Origin of the sequence: Gilliamella sp. B2923 (assembly GCF_026536565.1) — a bacterium.
Taxonomy (GTDB): domain Bacteria; phylum Pseudomonadota; class Gammaproteobacteria; order Enterobacterales; family Orbaceae; genus Gilliamella.
On sequence record NZ_JAFNNZ010000001.1, the window covers coordinates 391,350 to 410,853 of the forward strand.

Below are 19,504 nucleotides of genomic sequence, written 5' to 3' on the forward strand. Positions count from 1 at the left end.
AATTATTAATTTTGTGATTAAGATCTCATAAAATGTAATCGGTTTCATTTTTTAAGTGAAATATTATTATCTATTTATTCATAATTATTCTAAATGGTTATGCGAAAAGCCTATTTTTTATGTTATTATGTAACAATTATGAATAAATAGCAGAAATATCATGAAAAAACAGAATATTATTACTTTTGTTTCGCTTTTAACATTAGTCTTTAGTGCCAATGCTGTCGATAAATATGTATCTGACAATGTAGATGTTTATTTACGTCGAGGACCGAGCTCTAATTATGCTTTTTCTGGTTCGGTTAAAGCTGGCGATAAAGTTGTTGAATTAGAAAAAAGTGCTGACGGTAAATATACACGAATTCAGACTCGTAATGGTGGTTCTGCTTGGATCGAGTCAGCAAAATTGAGCGAAAATCCTAGTTATAAAGAGCGTTTTCCTGAATTAGAAGCCCAACTTGCTGAATATAAAGATAAAGTCGAAAATGCAGAAAAACATCAACAAGATATGGTTAAAAGCTATGTTGAAAAACTACAAGTTTCTGATGAATTAGTTGAGACATTGCAAAATAAAAATAAAGCACTTGAAGCAAAATCAAAACAGCTTGAAACTCAACTTGAATCAATGTTAAATCAAGTTGATGACAAGCGCCGTGATCTGATTGTCACATGGTTCACCTATGGTGGACTTGTTGCCGGTGGCGGTTTAATTTTGGGGCTTATTTTACCTCATATTATTCCTCGTCGACGCAATAAAGATCGGTGGATGCGCTAAATGAGTAAAATCTATCTTGTTGGTGGCTCTGTACGGGATAGATTGTTAAATCTACCGGTGACGGATCGTGATTGGGTGGTTGTAGGTGCAACACCCGATGAACTTTTATCATTAGGTTACCAGCAAGTGGGTAAAGACTTTCCTGTCTTTTTACACCCTGTCACAAAAGAAGAGTATGCTTTAGCTCGCACCGAAAGAAAATCCGGTAAAGGTTATACCGGATTTATCTGTGATTTCAATAAAACAATTACCCTAGAACAAGATCTTATTCGTCGGGATTTGACCATTAATGCTATTGCAATGGACGAAAACGGCAATATAGTTGATCCTTACCATGGTGTTGAAGATCTCAATCATAAATTATTACGCCATGTTTCCCCCGCTTTTCGAGAAGATCCTTTGCGTATCTTACGTGTTGCTCGTTTTGCTGCTCGTTATGCTCATTTAGGTTTTACCATTGCTCAAGAGACTAAAGATTTAATGGTTGAGATGGTGCAGGGGGGCGAGGTTAATTCCCTCACACCCGAACGTGTTTGGAAAGAGACCGAAAAGGCTTTAGCGACCCAAAATCCACAAATCTATTTTGAAGTTCTAAAACAGTGTGGGGCGCTATCAATCTTGTTTACACCTTTAACACTCTCTGAAGCGAATTTAGCGGCATTGAAACAATCAGCTTTAATTACTGACGAACTTGTGGTGCGTTTTGCTGTGTTATGTGCCAAGATGCCAACACGTCAATCTGTTGAGGCATTATGTTCACACATTAAAGCGCCAAATAACTTTTCTAAGACAGCTATTATGGTGCAACAAAACATTAATCGTGCCGTTTGTGCTGACAAACTGACAGCGCAACAACTTAATGATTTATTCAATAGTATTGATGTTTGGCGAAATCCGGCGCATCTTAATCAACTGATTGCTGCTGGCCAAGCTTATGCAACCAGCAAGGAGTTTACTCAAGCTCGATATCTTAAAGACGCTTATAAAATCGCTAGTAGTGTCAATGTGCAAGATATTATTGCAGAAGGCTTTGCAGGAAAGTTTATTCAAGTTGAGTTACAAAAAAGACGAATTGAAGCGTTATTAAACTGGATTTGATTGCATCTTAATCAGTTGCGACTTTTTTTTAAAATATCTAAAAAAAAGGGTTGACGATTTGGCTTAACACAAGCATAATGCGCCTCGCAGTGTTGGTTATGACGTTGCGAATGAAATGGCTACGTAGCTCAGTTGGTTAGAGCACATCACTCATAATGATGGGGTCACAGGTTCGAATCCCGTCGTAGCCACCATTAAGATTAAGTTTACTTTATTAAAAGTATATAATGCGGGTGTGGCGAAATTGGTAGACGCACCAGATTTAGGTTCTGGCGCCGCGAGGCGTGGGGGTTCAAGTCCCTTCACCCGCACCATTTTAATCTTAATGTTTATCCTTATTGGGGTATAGCCAAGCGGTAAGGCAGCGGGTTTTGATCCCGCCACGCCCAGGTTCGAATCCTGGTACCCCAGCCATTCCAATCTGCATATTTTGATATCTATTAGCTAATCTGTTTTGTCTTTGCTTTATACATTCTTGGTTATTCCTTTACGGGTATGGCGGAATTGGTAGACGCGCTAGATTCAGATTCTAGTTCCGAAAGGTGTGCGAGTTCAAATCTCACTACCCGTACCAGATATCTCTTCTCCATTATAATTGGGGTATAGCCAAGCGGTAAGGCAGCGGGTTTTGATCCCGCCATGCCCAGGTTCGAATCCTGGTACCCCAGCCATTTTTACCACATGCAAATATTTTCTAATCTGCTTTGAATCTCTCAATATACAATTATTACTCAACCTTCTTTTTATATTTCTGTATTGGTCCGAATAGGATATCGCTAATTTTAGGCAAACTAAGCATAGTTCAAATAACTTAGGTATCGAATAAGTTCATTATTACTTATCTGGATTTGATGCATGATCGGACTGAGTTTATAGGCTGACAGATGAAAGTTAATTAATGAAGAAGTTTTGTGAGTAGGAATATACAAGCGGATTTGATAGATAAAACTAAATTGCGTTAAAAAAGTCCACAAGCGATATTTATTGATGTCGCTTGTGGAGTTTGTTTATTTAAACTTATTTATATAAATTTAAATATACTGTTTGTGCAGTTCCTGCGCGGTTGGCTGAAACTTCTTTGACATAATAGAAATGGGCACCGTTAGCAATAGCATGTTTTTGAGCAGCAGCGCTTATTTCACTGGTGTTATTAAAGACACCATGGAAAGTAATGGTTTCATAAGGTTGCATTGTTTTAAATGCATCACTGCTAATTTCGTAAGCATCTTGACCTGCAATTGCTTTAGTTACGATGAAGTTTCTTACTGGTGCATCTTTTTTATAAAGTAATACATCAACATCTTGTGCACGGTTTTTGGTATCCGCCGCTGAAATTGAATCTACATAAAATGCATAAGCACCTTTTTCAGTTGCAAGCTTACTTGCTTCATCCATAATTTCAGATGTATTGTTGTAATTGCCTTTGAATTTGACAACTTCAAATGGAAGGTAATAAAGGGCTTTAGAGCGAGAATAAACTACGACATTATTATGTGTAATTGGCTCTTTACTAACGGCAATAGGGGCATTTTGTAAATAGATGTCGGCATAAACAATGGCTCGATCAGATGAGTCGCCAGCAGATGCGCTTTCAATCGCTTTGATATGATAATATTTTGCGCCTGCTTCATCAGCTGCTCTAGAAATGTCATCAGCTGCGTTTTGTGCTTGTAAATAAGAACCTGTCACTGAAATTTCTTTTAATGGAATTAAGTTTTCACTTTGTTGCTCAGTTAAAGGCTCCGCTGCATAAAGATTTGCAACAGGTAAAGATAATAATAAGGCTAGAGCGATAGATGATTTATTAAGATGCTTCATGTTAGTATCCTTCATATTTAGGTTAAAATTATAATCAATCTTTAACGCTTACTTAATGGCAGATATTACGGCATAGAAATGAGAGAGATTTACTTTAAGTACTCTCGGATTTTGTCTTTGTCTACTTATAAAAAGCGTTAGACAATAAGTTGTCCATGAGGGAATTGTTAAACAACTTATATTATATATATATGATTATTAGGCTAAAAATCAAGATATTTATATTAAAAAAATGTTTTTTCGCATAAATTGCAAAAAAATTACAGATAATTTAAGTGATTTTCAAGGAAAAATACTGTCTAATAATCAACCAAATTTTATCGATTAGTGTTAATTGTTTGAATAAAATTTTGGATGATCTGAGCAGTTAATCCCCAAATAACGTGATTATGGAATTGATAAAAATAGACTCGATGCTCAGATCTTTTTTGCCAATCAGTTGATCGATTAGGTAATAAATCAAAAGGAAAATCATTAGCCGGCTTATGACCGACTAACATGGTTGCTTGTTTCGGGGAATTATTGATAAACCATTGAATAGGTACAGTGAAAATATCTTCAACTTCATCTGTATTGAGCTGTAAATTATTTATCGAATCGATTTTACCAACAAAGGGATAGATAACCATTCCTAAACTGGCTATAAATTTTGGTAATTGACCTAAAATTGTGATCTGATTGGTATTAATACCGAGCTCTTCATTGGTTTCTCTAATTGCGGTATCTTGGGGTGTTAAGTCGTTTTTTTCCACTTTTCCACCCGGAAAACAGATATCGCCCGGCTGCCATTTTAGCGTTTTGGATCGAATTTGAAACAGCAATTGTAATTGATCATCGATCTCAACAATTGGAATCAATATTGCTGCTTTATGATTGATTTCTTTTTGAAAATTGGTGTTTTTTAAAATGTGAGCTATTTTTTCGATTGAGATCATAATATTTATTTTGTTTTATTTTTAATTTTACATTGTTTTTACGTTATAATAGGCAAATATTAGATTGAAGTTGTTCGTTAGTAGTAAATGTGTTTCACCTGAATAATGCTATGCAATACTATATTAAAAACATAAAAAAAGAACTTAAAGATCTTGCTTTACTGAAACACGAACGAGCACGAAGTGGTATGTCGGTGGAATTCCAACGAGTATTTTCTTTACTACCGGCTCTTTTTCATTATCATCATCCAAATTTACCCGGCTACATTAATCAAGAAGTACCGTCCGGCATTACTTACTATCAAATTCCCGATAAGACGGCTGAGCAACTTGAAGTTGATTTCAATTTTACTGCAACTGAAATAAATCCACGCTCTGACATATCGGCTTTATATTCAATGGGCAGTACTTGCTCAATAGGTCAATCAGTTACATCTGATCTCGATATTTGGGTTTGTGTAGAAAATAATTTATCTGAAAAAAGAAAGCAAGTTTTAATCCAAAAATGTCGTTTGATAGAGCAATGGGCTCAAGAACTTGATGTGAAATTGACACTCTTTGTGGTTGATGTTGATCGTTTTATTAATAAGCATCATGAATGTTTAATGGGTGAAAATTGTGGATCAGCACAACATATATTACTGCTTGAAGAGTTTTACCGCTCTGCCAATTTGCTTGCGGGTAAATTTTTATTATGGTTTGCTGTTCCTGCTAATTTCACAATCAATGATACAAAATACCCAACTTATGAAGCCTGCGTGCAAGGCTTAATTGATTCTAAAATTATTCAACGTGAAGAGTGGATTGATTTTGGACCATTAACCGGATTATCAGCCGAAGAGTATTTTGGTGCTAGCTTATGGCAACTTTATAAAAGTATTGATTCGCCGTTCAAAGCGGTGTTGAAAACGTTATTACTTGAAGCCTATTCTTGGATTTATCCCGAAAATAGACCTATTGCTTTTCAAATGCGAGAGTGTATACAACAGTCTCAAACCCATAAAGGGAATTACTTAGATTCTTACTTATTGCTGTTAGAAAGGATCTCTGATTATTTGATTGAACTGAAAGATTTCGAACGATTGGAACTAGTAAGGCAGTGCTTTTATTTAAAAGTGAATGAAAGTTTATCCGTTCCAACGCAAACAGCATCTTGGCGGCGAAAAGTGCTCGATGATTTAGTCAAACAATGGGGCTGGGGAAAACCGCTTATTGCTAAATTAGATGCTTATCAATCGTGGAAAATCGAGCAAGTGCGTGAAGTCCATGAAGTGCTTTTACACACAATGATGACAGGGTATCGTAACTTACTCAATTTTGGTCGTCGAAATAATTTAGATTCACGCATAAGCCCGCAAGATTTGGCCATACTTACTCGCAAACTGTATGCATCATTTGAGGTATTGCCGGGTAAAATTACAGCGTTAAAACTCAATATTTCTGATAATTTGCAAGAAAATGTTTTAACCTTTATTCATGTTAAAGAAGATAGAATAAATCGAGCGGGTTGGTATATTTTTAAGCAACAGCCTGTTTTAGTATCGATTATTGGGCATCAATATTTAGAGTATAGCAAGTATTTAGTTAAGCTTGTCGGTTGGTGCTATTTCAATGGTTTAATCTCTGACTCGACTGAGTTTTATTATTACGACGGTGATGAGCGAGATAATGGAAAAATTACCCAATTGATTGCAGATCTAAAAGCTTATTTTCCAATTGATGTGCCGGCAGCAACCGAAGAGCAGCTTTACGGGCCTTGTGAAATCCGCCATTTAGCCATTATGTTAAATCTTGAAAATGATCCAACTTCAAATCTTGCATTTGAAAACGAGATCGGCACAAATGTGTTAAATTATGGCACCGAAGAATTAAGTTTGATTGGTTCGATTGATTTATTATATCGAAATTCATGGAATGAAATACGAGTATTACATTTTAATGGTGCACTGTGTGTACTTGAAGCAATTAAAGCGCTACTTAATCGCATGCATAAAGATGCTGATTTACCTGATTCAATCGAAATCTTTTGTTATAGCAAATTTTTAAGTGATGAAATTAAAACGCAGGTAAAAAAATTAATGGATGAGTGTATTGATTTGCGTTTGACAACAACTCAAAATAACCTAACGCAAGTTAAACCGCTTAGAATCGATGGTCAATCTTGGTATCTATTTTTTGAACGGCTTGGGGTTTCGTTTCATCAATTTGAAAACGCTATTGATTTTTATGGTGCAGTATCCAATAATAAAGTTCAGGGACGACCTCTAAATATGCTCGATGAAACTAATGAATTGCCAAAAGAGATAGATACTGTCGCATATGTAGGGATTATTCAGTTCTTTTTTGAAGATACTGATACAGGATTTGACCTTTATATTCTCAATGAACATAATCAAGTTGAAATATATCGTAATTGTAATGGTACCAAAGAAAACATGGTAAAAGCGATTAATGATTTTTACGTTTTATCTGATGATCGTTTTACTTTTACCACTAGCAGTTCGGTAAATTTCAATTTACCTCAATTTTATCAGATCATATATAATGATGACGGTTGTCGAGAGATCCTTTTATTAAATTAAAAGATCTTTAAAAAGATCATGTTAAGAAGTTTCAGAAATATACTACGTTTCAGTATAAAAATAGTGGAGATTCTGTTTTTCTGGTAAAAAAAATAAAATTTCTATTAAAATAATGGGAACTTTTTTCAATTTTAAGAATCTAACAGTTAGTGAGCACAATTTTGGGCCAACTAATTAGTTATAAACATAATGAGGAATGGCCTTAAATGGGGGAGCAATTAACAGACCAAGTTTTAGTTGATCGTGTTTTGAACGGAGATAAAAATGCGTTTAATTTGCTTGTGGTTCGTTATCAAAACAAGCTAGCTCATTTGGTCTCTCGTTATGTTTTACCTTCGGAAGTTCCCGATGTTGTGCAAGAAACTTTTATTAAGGCTTATCGTTCGTTAAGTCTATTTAAAGGTGAAAGTATTTTTTATACTTGGTTGTATCGAATAGCCGTTAATACAGCTAAAAATTATTTAGTTTCTCAAGGTCGAAGACCACCATCTTCGGACATTGACGCAAGTGAAGCAGAAACTTATGAAGGTGCAGACTCGTTAAGAGATTTTGATAATCCGGAAAGTTTAGTGCTTTCGAAAGAAGTTGAAAAAGTTGTATTTGAAGCTATTGAGGCATTACCTGATGATTTAAGAACCGCTATCACACTACGTGAGATCGATGGATTAAGTTACGAGGAAATAGCCGAAATCATGGATACACCTGTTGGAACAGTAAGATCACGTATTTTTAGAGCGCGTGATGCTATTGATGAAAAAATAAAGCCACTTATTAGTGGTTAACCTAAAATCGTTATAAGTAGTCATAAATTTAAGGTATCTACTATGCAAATAGAACAGAAACAGCAACTTTCATCACTCATGGATGGTGAGTTTTCAGATGATCGTGTCATTGATGCAGTATCAAATGATGAAAGTTTGCAATCTTGCTGGCACCGCTATCACATTGTAAGAGAAGCAATGCGTGGAGAACTGCACAGTAGTACATTAACTTTAGATCTTTCCGATCAAATTGCCCAAGCTATTGCGAATGAAGATTTATATACGCCTTTAGCTGAGCAACCTGATCAACATGAAGTGTCATTACCAAAACCTGAAAATCTATTCTGGATTCGTACCAAAGATTTGCTTGGAAAAGTAAGCCAAGTAGCTTTAGCTGCTTGTGTCACATTAGCAATTATTGCTGGTGTTCAGTATCATCAGGGTAAATCAGATGATACTAATGGTATTCCTCTATTAAATACTGTGCCTATGGGAGTAAATGTTGCGCCAGTAGGTGGCATTAAACAGCAAAATGATCAACAGTTACTTGATAAAAGGCAATATGATAAAATTAGGTTATTAGTTCAAGATTATGAATTACAAAAAAGGTTAAATGCCCAATAAATTATAATGAAACTGATAATTGATATCATAAATTCAATCTCTAAACAGAGTAAAAATTGTATTATTACTCTGTTTTTTATGTTGTGCTCGTTTTCATCATTTGCCACCCAAACTGAGCAAGCTTTAAAACTATTAAATAAAATGAGTGATGCGGTTCAAACCCGTAGCTATCAAATTCATTTCCTTTCGCAAGATAGAGATGATTATGTTAATACCTTCCAATACACCCATTTAGGTGCATCAAAAAAAGAGGATGTTAACGCTCATTTGCTCTATCTTGAAGGCCCTGCAAAAGAGATCATATTACACAACAATATCACAAGTTATTTTCAACCTGATAGCGCTTCGTTTTCAATCAATAGCCCTCGCATAACTGAAGCTTTTCCTGATGTCATTTATAATAATTTTGATGAACTAGTAAGCACTTATGATTTTATCTTATTAGGAAAAACCCGAACGGCAAACAGAAGTGCTCAATTGGTGAAAATGATCGCCAAAGATAAAGATCGTTACAGCTATGTTATTTGGATCGATGACGAAAACTTTTTACCTATTCGAATTGATCTGCTTGATCTTGATAGTGAAATTATTAATCAATTTAAGGTAATTGATTGGGATGAAAACTTTGATCAAAAAGCCTTTAAAAAATATATTGAAGGTCATACTTATCCAATTTTATTATCGATTGAAACACAGAATCACGTACTTGATGCATGGCGTTTAGCTTGGTTGCCAAAAGGATTTAAAGAAGTTGCAGCTTACAGTGTTAATTTTTATAATTCCGATATCGCCACTAAGTTGTTTTCTGATGGTGTGTTTTCCTTTACTGTCAATGTCTCGTCAGAACAAGCCAGCCAACTTAATCAACTTATCCAACAAGGTGGACGGACTATTTTTTCAACCAATGTAGGTAATAAAAACATTATTATTATCGGCAATCTTCCCCAAAATACAGTTGAACGAATTGCACAAAATATTGTTGAGAAACCAAAGGAAACATCTCGATAACACTATGCTTAGTGACTATTAAAGTGTAAAATGTCCATTTTCTATTTTCGTGATTATCTAAATTGTTATTTTAAGCATTAACATTTCAGATGGTTAACAGTATATAACTAAAACACAAATTATAACTTATTGATATGAATAAAAATATCCGCAATTTTTCAATTATTGCTCATATTGACCATGGCAAATCTACACTTTCTGATCGAATTATCCAAATTTGTGGCGGGCTTTCAGATCGTGAAATGGAAGCACAAGTTCTTGACTCAATGGATCTCGAACGTGAACGTGGTATCACAATTAAAGCACAGAGTGTTACATTAGATTACCATGCTAAAAATGGTGAAACATATCAGCTTAATTTTATCGATACACCAGGACATGTTGACTTTTCTTACGAGGTATCTCGTTCGCTAGCTGCTTGTGAAGGTGCTTTATTGGTTGTTGATGCCGGACAAGGTGTCGAAGCGCAAACGCTAGCCAATTGTTACACTGCGTTAGATATGGATCTTGAAGTTGTCCCAGTTCTTAACAAAATTGACTTGCCAGCTGCGGAGCCAGAGCGTGTTGCCGAAGAGATCGAAGACATTGTCGGCATTGATGCAAGTAATGCGGTAAGATGTTCTGCTAAAACAGGGGTTGGGGTTGTTGATGTGCTAGAGCAGCTTGTTAATGACATACCAGCGCCTGAAGGTGATTCAAATGCGCCATTACAAGCGTTAATTATTGATTCATGGTTCGATAACTATTTAGGTGTTGTCTCTTTAATTCGTATTAAAAATGGCGAATTACATAAAGGCGATAAGATCAAAGTGATGAGTACCGGCATGACTTATAATGTCGACAGGTTAGGTATTTTCACGCCGAAACAAGTTGATAAAACATGTTTACATTGTGGTGAAGTTGGCTGGGTAGTGTGTGCGATTAAAGATATTTTAGGTGCACCGGTTGGTGATACATTAACCTCTGCAAAAGCGCCTGCGGAAAAACCATTACCGGGTTTCAAAAAGGTTAAACCACAAGTTTACGCGGGTTTATTCCCAACCAGTTCTGATGATTATGAAGCTTTCCGTGATGCCTTAGGTAAATTGAGTTTAAATGATGCCTCACTGTTTTATGAACCAGAAAACTCAGGGGCATTAGGATTTGGTTTCCGTTGTGGTTTTCTTGGATTATTACACATGGAAATCATTCAAGAGCGTTTAGAACGTGAATATAATCTTGACCTTATTACTACTGCGCCTACGGTTGTTTATGAAGTGTTAACAACCTCGAACGAAGTTATTTATGTCGACAGTCCGGCAAAACTTCCTGCGGTAAATAATATTCAAGAATTGCGTGAACCGATTGCAGAGTGTAATATTTTAGTTCCCCAAACTTATTTGGGTAACGTGATTACTTTATGTGTTGAAAAACGCGGTGTTCAGACCAATATGGTTTATCATGGTAATCAAGTTGCCTTAACCTATGAAATTCCAATGACTGAAGTTGTGCTGGATTTCTTTGATAAGTTAAAATCAACTTCAAGAGGTTATGCCTCATTAGATTATAGCTTTAAGCGCTTCCAGGATGCTGACATGGTCAGATTAGATGTTCTCATTAATGGTGAGCGTGTTGATGCACTAGCTTTAATTACGCATAAAGATAATGCACCTTATCGTGGACGTGAACTCGTTGAAAAAATGAAAGATCTTATTCCACGTCAACAATTTGACATCGCAATTCAGGCGGCTATTGGAAATCATATAATTGCACGTTCAACCGTAAAACAACTACGCAAAAACGTGTTAGCCAAATGTTATGGTGGTGACGTTAGTCGTAAGAAGAAACTTTTACAGAAGCAAAAAGAAGGTAAAAAGCGCATGAAACAAGTCGGTAATGTTGAGTTACCACAAGAGGCCTTTTTAGCTATTTTGCATGTAGGAAAAGATTAATCAGTTAAAGAGGAAACAAAATGGCTGGATCATTTGCCATCATATTGACATTAGCGACATTAATTACCGGCATCTTTTGGTTTCTGGAAAAATTTAAATGGAAACCAGCAAGACAACGTAAAGTTGAAGAAGTTCGCCAACAGCACAACGGTGATATTGACGGAAAAATTCTTGCTGAAGTAGGTAAACCAAAAGGCTGGATAGAAAGCTTGGCATCGTTTTTCCCGGTTTTATTTGTGGTATTTGTAATTCGTTCATTTTTATTTGAACCTTTTCAAATTCCGTCTGGATCAATGATGCAAACACTATTAGTAGGTGATTTTATTGCGGTGCAAAAATACTCATATGGTTTAAAAGATCCAATCACCAATACAGTAATCATACCAACAGGTCATCCAAAACGTGGTGATGTTGCGGTATTTAAACATCCTAGTATTCCACAAATGGATCTTATTAAACGAGTTGTTGGTATGCCGGGCGATAAAATTGTTTATCTGATTAAAGAGAAGAAAATCTTGATTTATCCGGCCTGTCAAACCAGTGATACTCATTGTGTCGGGCATCAAGCTGAACCACTTAATCTGCACTATACTGAGCTAAAACCAAGTAACTGGAAAGAAGTGCATCAAAAAGGCATATCAAGCCCTATTTTTTACACATTAGAACAGTTTGCCAATAAGGGTATTGTTGATTCGACAACGACAATGGTACTCGATGTTAATATACAGCAAGAGACTTTGGGTGATAAGCCTCACGATATTTTAACTACTCAAGGTATTGAAGAAGATCCTCGCTATTTTTATCATCAAAATGGTCAGCCTGAAGCGACTTGGGTTGTTCCTAAAGGACACTATTTTATGATGGGTGATAATCGTGATAATAGCGGTGATAGCCGTTATTTCGGTTTTGTTCCGGAAGGAAACTTTGTAGGGCGGGCAACTGCAATTTGGGTCAGTTTTGAAAAACAACCAGATGAATGGCCGACAGGTATTCGATTCAGCCGTATTGGTGGAATACATTAATTATCATAGTTATGAAAAAATTAAGTCAAATACAACAATCAATTGGTTATCAATTTAAAAACTTATCCTATCTTGAATTAGCACTTACTCATCGAAGTGCTAATAAGTTACATAATGAGCGTTTAGAATTCCTAGGAGATTCTATCCTGAGTTTTGTCATTGCCGACGAACTTTATCACCGCTTTATACAACAAGATGAAGGTGATTTAAGTCAAATGCGAGCGAGTTTAGTTTGTGGCCAAACGTTAGCTGAAATCGGCAAAGATTTTAAATTAGGCGATTATCTCATTTTAGGTCAAGGTGAACTGAAAAGTGGTGGATACCGCCGTGAATCGATCATTTCCGATGCGGTAGAGGCAATTATTGGCGCTATCTACTTAGATAGTGATATTGAAACTATCCGCCAGTTAATTTTATCCTGGTATCAATCTCGCTTAAACGAGATTAAACCCGGTATCAGACAAAAAGATGCTAAAACACGTTTACAAGAACATTTACAGGGGATTCGTCATGAGAGACCTTGTTACTTAATTCTCGAAGTGACAGGCGATAATCATGAACAAGAGTTTTTAATACAATGTAAAATTGAAAACGATGATCATCAATATTTAGGGCGTGGCTTAAGCCGTCGTAAGGCGGAGCAGGCCGCAGCTCAAGAAGCATTAGATCAATTAGGTATAAAATGACAAATACAATACAACATTGTGGATTTGTTGCCATTGTTGGCCGACCAAATGTAGGCAAATCAACACTTTTAAACCAATTACTTGGCCAAAAAGTCTCAATTACATCACGCAAAGCCCAAACCACACGTCATCGCATCGTTGGTATTGATACTCAAGGAGATGATCAAATCATCTATATTGATACTCCCGGTTTACATATCGAGGAAAAAAGAGCAATTAACCGCTTAATGAATCGTGCTGCTAGTAGCTCGATTGGTGAGGTTGAATTAGTTATCTTTGTTGTTGAAGGTACACACTGGACTGACGATGATGAAATGGTTGCCAATAAGCTTAAAGGTTGTAAAGCTCCGGTATTATTGGTCATTAATAAAATCGATAATGTCGCCGATAAAACTCAGCTTTTACCGCATATTGAAGCAATCAGCCAGAAAGTTAACTTTCTTGATGTGATACCTATTAGCGCCGAAAAAGGTGAAGGTGTTGACATTATTAAAGATATTGTCAAAAAACATTTACCGGAAGGGGAGCACCATTTCCCGGAAGATTATATTACTGATCGCTCACAACGTTTTATGGCATCAGAAATCATTCGTGAAAAACTCATGCGCTTTTTAGGCGATGAGCTACCTTATTCAGTGACTGTTGAAATTGAACAATTCAAAGTTGATGAACGTAATGGAATGTATCGCATCAATGGATTAATTTTAGTTGAACGAGACGGCCAAAAGAAAATGGTTATCGGCAACAAAGGTGAAAAAATTAAAAAAATCGGCATTGAAGCACGTAAAGATATGCAATCATTTTTTGATAACAAAGTTCATTTAGAGCTTTGGGTAAAAGTTAAAGCCGGCTGGGCTGATGATGAGCGAGCTTTACGAAGTTTAGGTTATAGTGATGACTAATCACAAATCCTTTTCAACTTATAATCGGGCATCAATAATGCCCGATTATTTTATAAATTAGCCTGCCAAATCAACATCCCTGACTTGATTTAATATTAAATTGTTTGCCCTTTATCGATTTTATAGCCTAAATTAACACTGGTTTTAACTTGCTTTCCATCTAATTTTTGAAGTAACAGCTCTATGGCTACTTTACCCATTTCAAAACGTGGTGTGATAACCGTGGCAACTTTTTGACTATTAGCTCGTCCAACCTCTAAACCATGAAACCCGGCAATGGCGATTTGTGCCGGAACAGGAATGCTATAATTTTGGCACTCTAACAGCACCCCTACAGCGATATCATCATTAGTACATAAAACACCGTCCATATCAGGGTAGAGTTGTACCGCTTGATAAAATAAGCTTTTACCTAAATCAATCGATGAGATTTGATCCGGCACAATTTGGTGAGGTTTTAATCCTGACTGTTTCATTGCTCGTTGATAACCTTGATAACGTTGCGTATCACGAGCATTGTCAACCGAATTGAAATAGATAATATTTTTTTTACCCGATGCAATCATCTCCCTTGTCATATCAAATGCAGCTTGCTCATTATCAAAACCCACTTGAATATCAAAGTAATCTTTGCTGATATCCATTAATTCAATTACCGGTATATTGGCTGCTTTTAAATATTCGAATGTCGTATCGGTATGCGCTTTTTCCATTAGTACTAAGGCATCAATATTATAAGATAGTAAATTGATGATCTTTTCTTCTTCAAGCTGTTTATCATAATTATAGTTGGTAATAATAGTTTGATAATTATTGGCTGAGGCAATTGATTCTATACCAGCCAGTACCTCTAAAAAGATTTGATTTTTAAAAGAAGGAATAACAATGCCTATGCAATGACTACGAGAGCCTAACATAATTTGTGGTGCTAGATTTGGAATATAATGAATATCTTTTAAAACTTGGGCAATTTTTTGCTTATTTTTATCGGAAACCTGATCTGGATTTCTAAAATAGCGGCTCACCGTCATTTTAGTTACGCCCGTTAAATCAGCGATATCTTGTAAACTAATGCGTTTATCTTTCATACTTTATGATGTAATGTAAGAAAAGAATTTAGTTAGGATTGAAGCATTTTACCAGTAAAAGAAGAAAATCAATAACATTAGTTGTTTTAAGTCAGATTGAAAAATGTTGATTTGGTAGGCTAATTTATAAAATAATCAGGCATTATTTATGCCTGATAGTAAGTTATATAGTGTTTGTGATTCGTCATCACTATAACCTAAACTTGGTAAAGCTCGCTCATCATCAGCCCAGCCGGCTTTAACTTTTATCTAAAAGTAAAAACAATAACCTTTACCTTCTTATGTCAAAATAGTCGCTATTCGTTTTTAGGCGCTTTTACGCTAGCCATGAGTATTACAGATAACACTAAAGCCATACCCATAAAAATATAAGAAGCTCCCGCACTACCCGTAACTGCATTGATTACACCCACTAACCAAGCTCCAATAAATGCCCCTAGTGCACCAAAACTGTTTATCAAACCGATTGAAACGCCGGAGACATTAGCAGGCAAAAGCTCCGGAATTAATGCGAAAAATGGTCCGTATGGGGCATACATACAACCTGCGGCAATAGATAATAAGATAAAGCAGATCCAAAAATGTTCTGAGCCAAGTACATAGGAAGTAAAAAAGGCAATTGTGGCAATCAATAATAATGGCCAAACAAATAATTTGCGGTTTTGAAGTTTATCTGAGAAAAAAGAGACAATTACCATCATTGCTATCGCAACAAAGTAAGGAATAGCGGCAAACCAACCTACTGAAACAATATCAACATTACCTGCCGATTTTATAATTGAAGGCATCCACATCATAAAACCATAAACACCTATACTCCACAAGGCATGTACTGCACAAAGTTTGATAACATTGGCTGAACGAAAAGCCTCGCCATAATTGCGCATAGGTTTAATATTTTGTTGTTCTTTATCCATCACGGCTTTGAAGTCGGCTTTTTCTTTCGCGGTAAGCCAAGTTACTTCTGAAGGATTATCTCTTACTAAAACCCACCAGATAAAAGCCCATAATACGGCAGGCAAACCCTCGATAATAAACATCTCACGCCAACCATAAAGGTCGATCAGGTGAGCTGAGACAATGGACATCCATAACACGGTGACCGGATTACCTAAAACTAAAAAAGTGTTGGCTTTAGAACGTTCTGCTTTGGTAAACCATGTACTAATATAAATAAGCATCGATGGCATCACAGCGGCTTCTACAACACCCAAAACAAACCGAATAATCATGAGTGAGGCAATATTGCTTACCATTCCGGTTAAAGCGGCGCACAGTCCCCATAAAATTAAACAAACAAAAATAAGTTTTCTTACACTTTTCTTTACTGCATAAATCGATCCGGGGACTTGAAAAAAAAAGTAGCCTAAAAAGAATAAAGCTCCAATTAATGATGAAGTCCCTTTTGTTATTCCCAGATCATCATTGATCCCTGCAGCGGCTGCAAAGCCATAATTTGCCCGATCCAAATAGGCTAAACTATAAGTGATAAAAATGATCGGGATCAAACGCCACCAACGAGAAGGCGCAAGTTTATTTGTGGTATTCATATGTATTCTCATTACGAAATTTTAGTAAATATTAAAGAGGTAATGTATTTAGCCATTTAACCGTTTTAACGATGAATCAAATGACATTACCGTCAAACATCGTCAAACTGCAGCTAACATACCGCCATCGACGTAAAGAATATGTCCATTGACAAAATTTGATGCAGCCGAAGATAAAAATACCGCCGCACCGATCAACTCTTCAGGTTTACCCCAACGCGCAGCAGGAGTTCGTTGACACAACCATTTGGTAAATGCTTTATCTTCAACAAGTGCTTTACACATTTCAGTGTCGAAATAACCAGGACCGATACCATTGACTTGTATGTTATAGCGAGCAAGTTCGACGCACATTCCTTTCACTAACATTTTTACTGCGCCTTTAGACGCGGCATAAGGGGTTATCGTGTCTCGACCTAGCTCACTTTGCATCGAGCATATATGAATGATTTTGCCTTGTTTGCGACTTACCATATACTTAGCCACTTGTTGCGATACTAAAAAGACTGCTTTTTGGTTTACATTAATTACCGCATCCCAATCAGCTTCCGGAAATTCTGTGAAAGGGTGTCGACGTTGGATGCCGGCATTATTGATTAAGATATCAATTGGACCGATCTCTTTTTCAATATGTTCGATAGCTTGGGTGACTGAATTTAAATTGGTTACATCAAATCCTATACCGATAGCATCAATACCTTGCTTGTTTAAATGATTGGCGGCTTGTTCGGCTCTTTCTTGTGTTATATCGTTAATAATGATACTGGCGCCATATTGCCCCAACCCCTTAGCTAACAAATTACCAATACCTTGTGCTGAACCAGTGATTAAAGCACGTTTACCTTTGAGTTCGAATAATGACTGCATTGTTTTCTCCTTTTTAAATAAAATAATGTTATGCGTAACAGTTACGCATAACATTATGCTGAAAAATTCAAAAAAGAAAGAGACGCAAGTCACACTTTATATGAAAATATGAATTTTGTGATCCAAGTCAAATATTACCGAACTAATGTTTTTTTAGGATTTTTTTTGGTAAGTTTGTACTAAACATCTATCCCTGTTTTATATATAATAGCCACTCATTAAATTGGATGTAGAATATCAACTCGGAGCTTTCTCATGCAGCAGTTTCGTCCTATCCGTCGAGCTTTATTAAGCGTGTCTGATAAAACTGGCATCATCGAATTTGCCAAAGCACTATCAGAACGAAATGTCGAACTTCTCTCAACTGGCGGTACCGCTAAATTATTAATTGAACATCATATCCCTGTCACTGAAGTTTCGGATTATACGGGATTTGCTGAAATGATGGATGGGCGTGTAAAAACCTTACATCCTAAAATTCATGGTGGAATTTTAGGACGGCGTGGCGTTGATGATGAGATAATGGCTAAACACCATATTGAGCCTATTGATATGGTTGTTGTTAATTTATATCCATTTGCCCAAACGGTTGCCAAACCAAACTGCACATTGGAAGAAGCTGTTGAAAATATCGATATAGGTGGACCAACTATGGTTCGTTCTGCTGCGAAAAATCATAAAGATGTCGCAATAGTGGTCGATTACCATGATTATGCAGATATCATTAATATCATGGATGAGCAGCAAAATGCACTTCCTTTTCAATACCGATTTAATTTGGCGATTAAGGCCTTTGAGCATACTGCCAAGTATGATGGAATGATTGCTAACTATTTTGGGCAATTAGTGCCACCTTATTATGGACAAACCGATAAGCCGTCTGGCGAATTTCCACGCACGTTAAATCTTCAATTTATTAAAAAACAAGATATGCGTTACGGTGAGAATGCGCATCAGCAAGCAGCCTTTTATATTGAAGAAAATGCCGCTCCAGCGTCAATTGCGAAGGCTAAGCAGTTGCAAGGTAAAGCCTTATCTTATAACAATATCGCCGATACAGACGCAGCCCTTGAATGTGTAAAATCATTTCAAGACCCTGCCTGCGTTATTGTCAAACATGCAAACCCTTGCGGTGTTGCAGTCCGTGATAATATTTTAGATGCTTACTTAAATGCTTTTAAAACCGACCCGACTTCTGCTTTTGGTGGCATTATTGCCTTTAACCGCCCGTTAGATGCCAAAACTGCCAAAACCATTATTGATAATCAATTTGTTGAAGTCCTCATCGCCCCTTCAATTGATCAAGATGCACTGGCCATTACTGAAACTAAAAAAAATGTACGTGTGCTTGAAAGTGGTGAGTGGTCACACTCTTCTTTTGACACTAGTTTGGATTTTAAACGTGTGAATGGTGGACTTTTAGTCCAGGAGCGTGATTTGGGGATGGTTACTGAAGATAATTTAACGGTAGTAACCAAACGTAAGCCGACGGATAAAGAGCTAGCTGATGCGTTATTTTGTTGGAAAGTGGCGAAATTTGTGAAATCTAATGCGATTGTTTATGCCAAAGATAATATGACCATTGGCATAGGCGCTGGTCAAATGAGTCGTGTTTATTCCGCTAAAATTGCTGGGATAAAGGCGCAAGATGAAAATCTTGAAGTTGCAGGTTGTGTGGTAGCATCTGATGCATTTTTTCCATTCAGAGATGGTATAGATGCCGCTGCTAAAGTTGGGGTAACTTGTGTCATTCAACCAGGTGGCTCTATTCGTGATGATGAGGTCATTCAAGCCGCAAATGAGCATAATATTGCGATGATATTTACCAATATGCGTCATTTTCGCCATTGATTTTTG

The 19,504-nt window shown here is 36.5% G+C and carries 16 protein-coding genes and 5 tRNA genes; 16 read left to right on the plus strand and 5 right to left on the minus strand.

Annotated features, from left to right (window positions below):
* Positions 1-160: 160 nt before the first annotated feature.
* From J3U42_RS01685 to J3U42_RS01715, 7 genes are all read left to right on the plus strand, one after another.
* Positions 161-775: a TIGR04211 family SH3 domain-containing protein gene (locus J3U42_RS01685; RefSeq protein WP_267335169.1), complete on the plus strand. Its 615-nt coding sequence runs from the start codon at positions 161-163 to the stop codon at positions 773-775.
* Positions 776-1,873 carry a hypothetical protein gene (locus tag J3U42_RS01690; protein ID WP_267329759.1) on the plus strand — a complete coding sequence of 366 codons (1,098 nt, stop codon included), beginning with the start codon at positions 776-778 and terminating at the stop codon, positions 1,871-1,873. It begins immediately after the preceding gene.
* Positions 1,874-1,990: 117 nt separating this feature from the next.
* Positions 1,991-2,067 (plus strand) — tRNA-Met (locus J3U42_RS01695).
* A 35-nt stretch (positions 2,068-2,102) separates the two neighbouring features.
* A tRNA-Leu gene (locus tag J3U42_RS01700) sits at positions 2,103-2,187 on the plus strand.
* 25 nt (positions 2,188-2,212) lie between these two features.
* A tRNA-Gln gene (locus J3U42_RS01705) sits at positions 2,213-2,287 on the plus strand.
* A gap of 75 nt (positions 2,288-2,362) precedes the next feature.
* A tRNA-Leu gene (locus J3U42_RS01710) sits at positions 2,363-2,447 on the plus strand.
* A gap of 22 nt (positions 2,448-2,469) precedes the next feature.
* Positions 2,470-2,544, plus strand: a tRNA-Gln gene (locus J3U42_RS01715).
* 346 nt (positions 2,545-2,890) lie between these two features.
* Here the strand turns inward: J3U42_RS01715 and J3U42_RS01720 are convergent.
* Positions 2,891-3,691: a YdgH/BhsA/McbA-like domain containing protein gene (locus J3U42_RS01720; protein ID WP_267329760.1), complete on the minus strand. Its 801-nt coding sequence runs from the start codon at positions 3,689-3,691 to the stop codon at positions 2,891-2,893.
* 317 nt (positions 3,692-4,008) lie between these two features.
* Positions 4,009-4,626: an NUDIX hydrolase gene (locus tag J3U42_RS01725; protein WP_267329761.1), complete on the minus strand. Its 618-nt coding sequence runs from the start codon at positions 4,624-4,626 to the stop codon at positions 4,009-4,011.
* Between the two features lie 89 nt (positions 4,627-4,715).
* On the opposite strand from J3U42_RS01725, the gene J3U42_RS01730 reads away from it, so the two are divergent.
* The 8 genes from J3U42_RS01730 (at position 4,716) to era (ending at position 14,142) form a co-directional block, all read left to right on the plus strand.
* Positions 4,716-7,208, plus strand: coding sequence for a class I adenylate cyclase (locus J3U42_RS01730; protein ID WP_267335171.1), 2,493 nt, complete (start codon positions 4,716-4,718; stop codon positions 7,206-7,208).
* Positions 7,209-7,414: 206 nt separating this feature from the next.
* Positions 7,415-7,990, plus strand: a complete 576-nt coding sequence (gene rpoE, locus J3U42_RS01735; protein WP_220217852.1) for an RNA polymerase sigma factor RpoE — start codon at positions 7,415-7,417, stop codon at positions 7,988-7,990.
* Positions 7,991-8,032: 42 nt separating this feature from the next.
* Positions 8,033-8,593, plus strand: a complete 561-nt coding sequence (locus tag J3U42_RS01740) for an RseA family anti-sigma factor (protein ID WP_220217851.1) — start codon at positions 8,033-8,035, stop codon at positions 8,591-8,593.
* Positions 8,594-8,599: 6 nt separating this feature from the next.
* A complete protein-coding gene (locus J3U42_RS01745) occupies positions 8,600-9,601 on the plus strand; it encodes a MucB/RseB C-terminal domain-containing protein (RefSeq protein ID WP_267329763.1) in 1,002 nt (333 codons plus the stop codon).
* A 134-nt stretch (positions 9,602-9,735) separates the two neighbouring features.
* Positions 9,736-11,532, plus strand: a complete 1,797-nt coding sequence (gene lepA, locus J3U42_RS01750; protein ID WP_220217849.1) for a translation elongation factor 4 — start codon at positions 9,736-9,738, stop codon at positions 11,530-11,532.
* A gap of 20 nt (positions 11,533-11,552) precedes the next feature.
* Positions 11,553-12,554, plus strand: a complete 1,002-nt coding sequence (lepB, locus tag J3U42_RS01755) for a signal peptidase I (protein ID WP_267329764.1) — start codon at positions 11,553-11,555, stop codon at positions 12,552-12,554.
* Positions 12,555-12,565: 11 nt separating this feature from the next.
* A complete protein-coding gene (rnc, locus tag J3U42_RS01760; RefSeq protein WP_220217847.1) occupies positions 12,566-13,240 on the plus strand; it encodes a ribonuclease III in 675 nt (224 codons plus the stop codon).
* Positions 13,237-14,142, plus strand: a complete 906-nt coding sequence (gene era / locus J3U42_RS01765) for a GTPase Era (RefSeq protein WP_267335173.1) — start codon at positions 13,237-13,239, stop codon at positions 14,140-14,142. The genes rnc and era overlap by 4 nt, the downstream gene beginning before the upstream one ends.
* Positions 14,143-14,237: 95 nt before the next feature.
* On the opposite strand, the gene idnR is transcribed toward era, so the two are convergent.
* The 3 genes from idnR to idnO all read right to left on the minus strand — a co-directional run bounded on the left by idnR (position 14,238) and on the right by idnO (position 17,647).
* On the minus strand, positions 14,238-15,230 hold the full coding sequence (idnR, locus tag J3U42_RS01770) for a DNA-binding transcriptional regulator IdnR (RefSeq protein WP_220217845.1): 993 nt from the start codon (positions 15,228-15,230) through the stop codon (positions 14,238-14,240).
* Positions 15,231-15,526: 296 nt separating this feature from the next.
* A complete protein-coding gene (locus J3U42_RS01775; RefSeq protein WP_267335175.1) occupies positions 15,527-16,780 on the minus strand; it encodes an MFS transporter in 1,254 nt (417 codons plus the stop codon).
* A gap of 102 nt (positions 16,781-16,882) precedes the next feature.
* Positions 16,883-17,647 (minus strand): gluconate 5-dehydrogenase, encoded by a 765-nt coding sequence (gene idnO, locus J3U42_RS01780; protein WP_220217843.1) that lies wholly within the window; start codon positions 17,645-17,647, stop codon positions 16,883-16,885.
* A gap of 255 nt (positions 17,648-17,902) precedes the next feature.
* On the opposite strand from idnO, the gene purH reads away from it, so the two are divergent.
* On the plus strand, positions 17,903-19,498 hold the full coding sequence (gene purH, locus J3U42_RS01785; protein ID WP_267335177.1) for a bifunctional phosphoribosylaminoimidazolecarboxamide formyltransferase/IMP cyclohydrolase: 1,596 nt from the start codon (positions 17,903-17,905) through the stop codon (positions 19,496-19,498).
* Positions 19,499-19,504 lie beyond the last annotated feature (6 nt).

Coding starts and splice junctions, on each gene's coding strand:
- J3U42_RS01685 (WP_267335169.1), top strand. CDS start 161: ATGAAAAAACAGAATATTATTACTTTTGTTTCGCTTTTAACATTAGTC.
- J3U42_RS01690 (WP_267329759.1), top strand. CDS start 776: ATGAGTAAAATCTATCTTGTTGGTGGCTCTGTACGGGATAGATTGTTA.
- J3U42_RS01720 (WP_267329760.1), bottom strand. CDS start 3,691: ATGAAGCATCTTAATAAATCATCTATCGCTCTAGCCTTATTATTATCT.
- J3U42_RS01725 (WP_267329761.1), bottom strand. CDS start 4,626: ATGATCTCAATCGAAAAAATAGCTCACATTTTAAAAAACACCAATTTT.
- rpoE (WP_220217852.1), top strand. CDS start 7,415: ATGGGGGAGCAATTAACAGACCAAGTTTTAGTTGATCGTGTTTTGAAC.
- J3U42_RS01740 (WP_220217851.1), top strand. CDS start 8,033: ATGCAAATAGAACAGAAACAGCAACTTTCATCACTCATGGATGGTGAG.
- J3U42_RS01745 (WP_267329763.1), top strand. CDS start 8,600: ATGAAACTGATAATTGATATCATAAATTCAATCTCTAAACAGAGTAAA.
- lepA (WP_220217849.1), top strand. CDS start 9,736: ATGAATAAAAATATCCGCAATTTTTCAATTATTGCTCATATTGACCAT.
- lepB (WP_267329764.1), top strand. CDS start 11,553: ATGGCTGGATCATTTGCCATCATATTGACATTAGCGACATTAATTACC.
- rnc (WP_220217847.1), top strand. CDS start 12,566: ATGAAAAAATTAAGTCAAATACAACAATCAATTGGTTATCAATTTAAA.
- era (WP_267335173.1), top strand. CDS start 13,237: ATGACAAATACAATACAACATTGTGGATTTGTTGCCATTGTTGGCCGA.
- idnR (WP_220217845.1), bottom strand. CDS start 15,230: ATGAAAGATAAACGCATTAGTTTACAAGATATCGCTGATTTAACGGGC.
- J3U42_RS01775 (WP_267335175.1), bottom strand. CDS start 16,780: ATGAATACCACAAATAAACTTGCGCCTTCTCGTTGGTGGCGTTTGATC.
- idnO (WP_220217843.1), bottom strand. CDS start 17,647: ATGCAGTCATTATTCGAACTCAAAGGTAAACGTGCTTTAATCACTGGT.
- purH (WP_267335177.1), top strand. CDS start 17,903: ATGCAGCAGTTTCGTCCTATCCGTCGAGCTTTATTAAGCGTGTCTGAT.